Origin of the sequence: Paenibacillus sp. yr247 (assembly GCF_900103825.1) — a bacterium.
Classification (GTDB): Bacteria; Bacillota; Bacilli; order Paenibacillales; family NBRC-103111; genus Paenibacillus_E.
In genome coordinates, this window is record NZ_FNIF01000060.1 from 1 (window position 1) to 7,934 (window position 7,934).

A 7,934-nucleotide genomic window follows, 5' to 3' on the forward strand; every position below is an offset into this window, starting at 1 on the left:
TTGGAGAAACATAAAGCGGTTTCTATCCGGGAATTAAGGGAAGAATCGTTTGTATCTTTTAAAGAGGGATCGAGGTTACGTTCACTTGTATATGCGGCGTGCATCAGAGAGGGTTTTGAGCCAATCATTACCTACGAATGCGCTTCTCCGCGGATACTGGTGGCAGAAGGCCGCGGGATTTCGATACTCCCTAGGCTGATGGCAGAGACGCCAGGGCCATCTATTTCGATTATCCCACTGGATCTTCCTCTATCTCGTTCGGTGGCCATCTTTTCCTTCGAGGGACGTTATCTCTCGCCGGCAGCCGATATTTTTATGCGTTATGCAGAAAAGTATCTAGGTACGGGTATTCCATGAGGGGATAGACTCACACTCTCATCAACACTCCCGCACTTTCCCCAACAAATTTTTTATGGTATGGTTCACCTTAACGGTCATAACGGCGAAAAAGGCGAAAGAGCTACCTCGGCAGCTCCCTTTTTAGTTGCTATACTTATTACGCTATTGTTCAGCGTTAGTTAAGCAGCAGGTTTTGTTTTAACTCCCGGTTGTGATTGCGCCGGCACGCTCGTAATTCACGACAATAACGCCATTCGGAGCGACTTTGCTTTCCGTCACCTTGAATGCCGCCGGGATCGTGCCATCAGCAAACAACCGCTTTCCACTGCCCAACGTTATAGGATATATCATCAGCCAGAACACATCGACCAAATCATGCTTGATAAGCGTCTGAATGAGATCACCGCTTCCCCAAACGTGCAAATCTGGCCCTTGCTGTTGCTTGATTTGAGTGATTTTTTCAGCAATATCTCCACTTAAAAACTCGGACGGCTGCCATTCGCCAGATGTCATGGTGTTTGAGGCGACGTACTTGGTTGCCTTGTTGGCCCTTGGCCATACGTCCGCATGTTGCGGCCAATACGGTGCCCAAATTTCATAGGTTTTGCGTCCTAACAACAGATCGAACGGCATGTTCATCTGCTTTCTCAGGAGCGTTCCAACGATCTCGTTAGAATATGGCGCTGACCACCCGCCATATGCGAAGCCGTTGCTGACATCTTCGTCTGGCCCGCCTGGGGCTTGTATGACACCATCAAGGGAGACATGTTCATGCACAATAATTTTTCTCATAATTGAGTTCCTCCTATATCTGGATTACTAACTGACTTAATGTTCTTTCATTAATTTGGTCTTAGAATTCTTCCGTATATCTTTTTAAATTGTTCATAACGTTGCCCGCCCTCATGCTGCCGCAACAATTACCCCAATCTCCAGCAATATCGTATCCGAGCAAATTCATTTTTCGTTATTTAATTCGACATTGCTAATGTCTTTTACAAAACACCCGCCTACTACACTAAATAGTAATTATAATTCCACATTTTATTAAGCAATCCTGCCCGTTAGCAGAGAAGGCAGCCGATCCAATCTGGTCGGCTGCCTTCAGTTGTTGTTAATTGAGCTCTTGTTTTTCGTTAGCGTAACAATGGATTTCTTTGTGCGATTCGGCTGTTTCCATAAATATTTCACTTTGGGATAAACTCAATAAATCTTTCGATTGCGCCATCAAAAGGAAACTTGTTATTCTTTACTCGATCTTGTAAGTTATCTAACTCTTTCCTGCTTCTTCTAATTAATTCTTCAGGATAATTAAATCTAACTGAATTGATTTCAAATTCATCTTCATCAACAACCTTCCAATCACCGTTTCGTTGGATTAGATCTAGATCTAAATCTACAAATGAAACTGTATTTCCCTTGATCTTCGCAGGTTCGTTAATATTGCAATAGTACTGATTTATCTTCCCGTCAACTACGTCAGCGCTGACAGTAAACCACAAATCACATGAAAAAAATTCAATTGTCCAATTATCTACTGTAAATATTTTTTGCTTAGTGTAATGGTTTAATTTTCTTCCGTATTCACCTAACACAAAAATATGAGTTTCGGTTTTTTCTAAAAGCTTTGTTGTCCACTCATAATGTAGGTGATCACCATATTTCAAAACCTGGATAGTGATTTCATCATCCATGTCGTCATCCCTTCATTTCCACCGTAATAATGACCTATATATTCTTTACACGGTCCTGTTGAGGAACACAGAACACGCACGGAGACTTAGGAGTTATTTATTAAAATAGAGTATTATTCTTGCGATATTTATACTTTTGTTATGTGACCTCTCAATATACCCCGAAGGGAAGTAGCCCCATGACGACAATTGCTCTTCCAGTTCTCGAGATATTTTCTCTTCGCTGTAGGGTCCTAGAATTAATCTCCCTTCTTCATCTACAAAGTTATTATACAAGTGTTCAAAGAAAGTCTTCTTCATTTTATCTGGAACATAACCTAGCTCTTTCACACAAACAAAATCAAATTTCTTTTCTGGGACCCATTCAATGGCGTTACCCGTGTAGAGTTTGTCTTTCCAGTTAGGCAATCTCGTTTTGGCAAGCTCAATCAAATCATGAGATATATCCAACCCGTAAAAATCAAGTTGATACGTATTCATTCCATTTATCCATTTATTTATTGATTCGATTAAGTATCCATTTGCACACCCGACGTCAATAAATGAACCGTTCTTAGTTATTGTATCTAACAGCATAAAGTGGTTATGGAAGTATTGTTCCTCGTCACCTCCATGACCGGATTGGGATCTTGGATTATCAGCAGACAAGTAATGTTCAGTGAAGTATGACTTATTCATTTCGTACCATTCATGTTCTGTTATAGCACCTTCGTCTAATGCCTTCTGCTGCTCGTCTGCAAAATCATATGCTCTGTCAATGATTCGCTTCGATTCCAAAAAGACACCTCCAGAAATTGTACCAATCTTCTAGATATATTCGCTAATCACACAAAATCACCTTTTTTCATCCTCTAAAGTATACTCCGCTTATTGAGGCTAATCTGCCCGTTCGCACGATAGGCTGCACACGGCAGCCTTTTTACGTTTGTTCAACTATAGTTTCTCGTTAGCTTAACGAAGATCGGATCAATTCCTCCGAAATACCTACGCTGTTAACTGATGTTGTTGCTTTCCTTCGATAACTTTCTAATAATAGTTCTCACAAAAAATATAAAAATTATAACTATTATTAAGCTATAGAATACAATATAGAACAATAAAGACTCTTGAGAAATACCTTTCTTATCATTTATATTAGGTAGTTCTCTATTAGCCATTAGTGTGAAAGACCTTTTATCATGATCATACACCCAAGATTGAGTATCCTGAAATATTCATAGCCCTACACTAAAGATTCTATAAGATCAGTAGCAACAAGGGGTTACAGCATTTTGACGTTTCACTTGAAAAGTGAAACGAAAACATGGAAAAAGAGCCCTTACTTTGGTAGTGTTGATGGTGACAAAACGCATCAATGCAGCAAAGGAGACTCTTCTATGGCTAGTTTACAAGAGTATGGCATGAACTTCAACCCCCGAATGAAAGTGAATTTTGAAGGCGGTGATCTGACCTCAGAGAAAAGGGCGCAGAAATAGGCAAAAACACATACGAAGAAATAATTGAATCAAGAGATTCATCATACTACATACTCCGCAATTTGCGTATTCATGTATATCCCAAATATCAAATTCCGATGTTCGGGAAAGCCGCCCATCTAATAGGTGAATTAGCAGAATACTGTGTTGAAATGATTAAACTGAAGCGAGAAACCTTAACTGTTGAAGAAAGTAAAGACATGGTTAAATTCTGGGGAATTTTTTGCGTGTTTAATTGCATACGGGAAACAACTGAAAAGAATGTCTGCGGGTCAAAACATATAAAAAAGGACAGTCGACACTGTCCTTTTTTATATCAAACAATATGTCAGTATTATTGTCAATTCAGGTGCCAAATTTATTTTTGCACCTCAAAACGGAACCCGTTAGGATAGTACGTAGCTCTTTTCTTATTTGTAATTTTCATCCTTATTAACCACGTCCGGATCTTCCGATGCTTTTGTACATCCGCATACCATAGGTGCGTACACAGCAGATTCACTCCGGACGCTGATAATTGAAGCATATTTGTGTCGCACATCAATGGTGAAGTTGATAGAGCAAAAGCAGCCCGACCTCTGATGAGGAACGGACTGCTTTTTCCTTCTATTTGGAAGATCCACTTCGTTCTAAAGTAAGACTTTTGAAGCGGTCTCCATTAAGAACGGATTTTTTAAAAGCATTTCTTTATCAATTGAATACAACAGAAGATTGATCAGCAGTTTGCCATTGTTGCGGTGCGCCTGTTGACCATGTAGTGGTAAGATTAAATGGATTGTAACTAAGTGATATACCTGACAAAGAAGTGCTTGTACTTGACCAAGTGTGCGTCCACTGGGAGCGTTGGTAGTAAGAAGTACCACTTGTTGGTTGTACAATATAGAACCAAACTTGTCCAGAATAACCTACATTAAGAGAGAAAAATCCACCAGTATCGGTAACAGTCCCAGTTAATCCGGACCCGTTGTAGCTCGATATCGTGCAATTATTTGGTTCGCTTGTCCCGCCTGAAGTATATGTATAAATCTGTGCGTATTCGGGTTGTGCATTTACTGAACTACCGTTTTGATCAGTTACAGCTAAGGCTACAGCATCTGGAGCATTTCCTGAAGTGTCATCCCAGCTACAGCTACTACTAAATTGCCAGTTTGCTTGAACAAGGTATACATACCTTCCTGTTGACCCATCAAATTGTTTCATAATCGGTTGGTTGGCAATACTGCCACATCCAGCTGGTGATAGAGGTATGACACCTGGGCTAGAGTTACCTGAAACAGTCCATCCTAATTTCTCTAGTTCTTTTGTTCTCGATGTTGAGTCGAGACCAGCCTTGAGAATTGCAGCATCAGTATTTTTGACGAAAGCCGGTTTGCTGCTTGCTGGGTTGCTACTCGCTTGTGCAAATGCACTAGATGAAAATACGAAGAGTGCTAAAGAAAAAAAGAGAATCACGCGAAATACATTTCTCATACATATCCTCCTAAATATTAGTAACTTCAATTACTAGATTAGCATTTACTGGTTATATATGGAAATAGTTCGAAATACCCATATTATGTTTTTGTTGGATGATAATGTTTTTATTTAAACCATACTACTGTATAATGGTTTTAAAGATAACAATGTGGATCTGGGAGGTAAAAGTAATGGAAAGGGTAATTAAATTATTTATTGGTTTTGTCATTGGATATTCATTAATGTGCATGCCTTTTGCAGAGTTTTTAAAGATACTACCATTTGATCCAAATAATCTAGAGTATCTTATCTGGTCAATTTTAAAATTCCTCGGATTCATATTATTAGTTTGGATGCTCTATTTGTTCATATTAGAAATAATTAAGAGTAAATAGTGATTAGATCGAAAGTAAATTAGTTTCTTCTCAGTTTGGAGTAATACCAGGGTAATACCAGCGAACGCATATATTCCAACGGAGTTAAACTAACGTTTACCTGAAATATTCATAGCTCTCATCTAAAATGCTGTAACAATCAATAGCAACAAGGGATTACGGCCATTTTGCACATCTCTTAAAAAGTAAAAGGAAAAATGGAAAAAGAGCCCTTACTTTGGTAGTGTTGATGGTGACCAAACACAACAAAACTACTAAGGAGGCTCTTCATTGACAAGTTTACAAGAGTACTCCTTGAACTTCAACCCCCGAATGAAAGTGAATTTTGAAGGCGGTGATCTGACCTCAGATGCCGGCCTGCTACTATATAAAGAATTCGATCACACCCTTGGTCTTTCTCAGACCGTCAAGCAATTGCTCGTAGTCGACGATCCTATTCATCATCGAGATCATCCTAATTCAGATGTTGCGCTCCAGAAGATTTATCAGCATCTTTGCGGTTATCACACCGATGATCATGCGGATAACTTGTCTCACGAACCCCTCTTGACCGCCTTGATGGAAAAAGAGCGACTTGCTTCACAGCCAACGATCTCTCGATTTAATGAAAAAGTGAATATTGCGACCGCCAAGTCATTGGAGAGCATTAATGAGATTCTACAAAGCCGGGCATACGCCATCGAACCGCGTGATCAATTTGTTCTGGATTTGGATTCTTCGGGTTTTGCTACATGTGGTAAGCAACACGGAGCGAACTATAATCATCACTATGCACAAACGGGTTATCATCCGCTGTTTTGCTTTGACGGATTAACCGGTGACTGCCTTCGAGCGGAACTTCGTGCTGGCAACGTGTACACGTCTCGTCAGGTCGTAAGATTCATGGGCCCCGTACTGGAACGTTACAAATCTTGGGCTCCTGAGGCCTTAATTGTCTTTCGTGGAGATAGTGGTTTTGCCGTTCCTGGATTGTTTGAACTCGCCGAAACGAAGGGACATAAATACGCGATTCGTCTGAAAGCCAATGCCCGTCTACAATCTGCCGCACAAACGATGGCAAATCAAGTGCTTAATCCCCAAAAGCTACATGAGCGGCAAGTTCATTACCGTGAATTCCAGTACAAGGCGAAATCTTGGAACTGTGAGCGTCGTGTCATCGTTAAAATGGAGCGTCCTGCGGGAGAACTCATTTTCCAATTCACTTTTATTGTCACAAACATGAGCTTGCAACCGCGCAATGTCATTCGCTTTTACTTTCAAAGGGGACACATGGAGAATTTCATCAAGGAAGCAAAGAACGGTTTTGCTTGCCATAAGATGAGCAGCACCGCATTCGAAACCAACGCAGTTAAATTGCAATTGGCTATGTTGGCTTACAATTTTAACAACTGGTTTCGTCGACTGTGTGTAGCCGAGCAACTTAAGCCGTCCCGTATGGAAACATTGCGCACCAAGCTGATTAAAATTGCTGGCAAACTGATCTACTCTGGGCGTTTCTGGACATGGAAATTGTGTAGTTCCTGTATTTACAAAGAGCCATTCATCCAAACATTAAAGAATATCCAACGCTTGCCTAGATTTGGATGACGGTTAGAGTCATCCAGCCGAAATTTCAAAAGTAGAATTCTGGCGCAACGGGCAAGTATGTCCATTTCCAAGCAATAATACTGAATACCACTCATTTACTCAGAAACCGTACAAGAGATCCATTCTGTTGTATCTCTTAAATTTAGATGTATATGATGTTTGCATGAGTTATTTCTTGATTTTTCCAATTCGGTCAAGTAGCTAAAGGCTCCATGAATATTTCAGGAGTATTATTATTTTTTGTACATTTTGGATCTATTAAAGTAATAATTTTATTACCATAGTGCCCTCCAAAATGATCTTTTAGGTTAATATTCGCACTCCATGTTTGTTCTCTTCCACCGATATGCATAAAATTGCTTACCTGAATTAATGGAACTGTCAAATCAATTGAGAGAATTTCTGCATTACAGTTATCAATATAATAATTGCTTATCGCTGTCTGCAAACCTTTTGTATAATCAATGTTTTCATTAATTTTTACAATTATCGGATAAGAACCAATAATCATGAGGATTATCAAAAAAACAATCCATTTGATCATTAATTTACTCATTTTCTTTCCTCCATTTGCAACAATTTCAGCTAACTCTTATTTACGAACTTCGCAAAATATCAATATTTGATGTATTCGCGAAATGATTAAACTATCCTGCCCGTTCGTATTATGAGGTCACCAGATCTTTCTGGTCGACCTCTTTTTTGAAAGGTCGTAAGATAGCGGTAGCCGGGGATCGAACGTTTCTGCCCGTGGGACTTGGATCCCGAGAGCTATTCAGTTCATCCCCCCTACTTGTTCAACCATGGTTAGGCTGGTTGGGACATGAATCCCGTATCACATGCGATAGTGTGGAAGACAAGAAGGTTAGGGGTTGCCGGTGAAAATACTACAGGAGTGATGTTATGAATCCAGTCATTGGTTTGGATGTATCAAAGGGAGAGAGCCATGCACAAGCTTTTTTAGACCGTGGAGTACCTCATGGGAAGAT

7 protein-coding genes are annotated in these 7,934 nt (G+C 39.9%); 2 read left to right on the top strand and 5 right to left on the bottom strand.

Annotated features, from left to right (window positions below):
* The coding region (locus BLT91_RS30005; RefSeq protein ID WP_254777213.1) for a LysR substrate-binding domain-containing protein at nt 1-357 on the top strand (357 nt) is incomplete at its 5' end.
* A gap of 180 nt (nt 358-537) precedes the next feature.
* On the opposite strand, the gene BLT91_RS30010 is transcribed toward BLT91_RS30005, so the two are convergent.
* From BLT91_RS30010 to BLT91_RS30030, 4 genes are all read right to left on the bottom strand, one after another.
* Entirely contained in the window at nt 538-1,131 is a 594-nt protein-coding gene (locus BLT91_RS30010) for a dihydrofolate reductase family protein (RefSeq protein ID WP_090827875.1), read from the bottom strand.
* A 395-nt stretch (nt 1,132-1,526) separates the two neighbouring features.
* The gene (locus BLT91_RS30015; protein ID WP_090827877.1) at nt 1,527-2,033 is read right to left on the bottom strand and encodes a DUF402 domain-containing protein; all 507 of its coding nucleotides are present in this window, start codon (nt 2,031-2,033) and stop codon (nt 1,527-1,529) included.
* Between the two features lie 93 nt (nt 2,034-2,126).
* The gene (locus BLT91_RS30020) at nt 2,127-2,810 is read right to left on the bottom strand and encodes a class I SAM-dependent methyltransferase (RefSeq protein WP_090827879.1); all 684 of its coding nucleotides are present in this window, start codon (nt 2,808-2,810) and stop codon (nt 2,127-2,129) included.
* Between the two features lie 1,388 nt (nt 2,811-4,198).
* A complete protein-coding gene (locus tag BLT91_RS30030) occupies nt 4,199-4,978 on the bottom strand; it encodes a hypothetical protein (RefSeq protein WP_090827883.1) in 780 nt (259 codons plus the stop codon).
* Between the two features lie 650 nt (nt 4,979-5,628).
* Here BLT91_RS30030 and BLT91_RS30040 point away from each other — a divergent pair.
* Nucleotides 5,629-6,945, top strand: coding sequence for an IS1380 family transposase (locus BLT91_RS30040; protein ID WP_090827887.1), 1,317 nt, complete (start codon nt 5,629-5,631; stop codon nt 6,943-6,945).
* 193 nt (nt 6,946-7,138) lie between these two features.
* On the opposite strand, the gene BLT91_RS30045 is transcribed toward BLT91_RS30040, so the two are convergent.
* Entirely contained in the window at nt 7,139-7,501 is a 363-nt protein-coding gene (locus tag BLT91_RS30045; RefSeq protein ID WP_090827889.1) for a hypothetical protein, read from the bottom strand.
* Between the last annotated feature and the right edge of the window lie 433 nt (nt 7,502-7,934).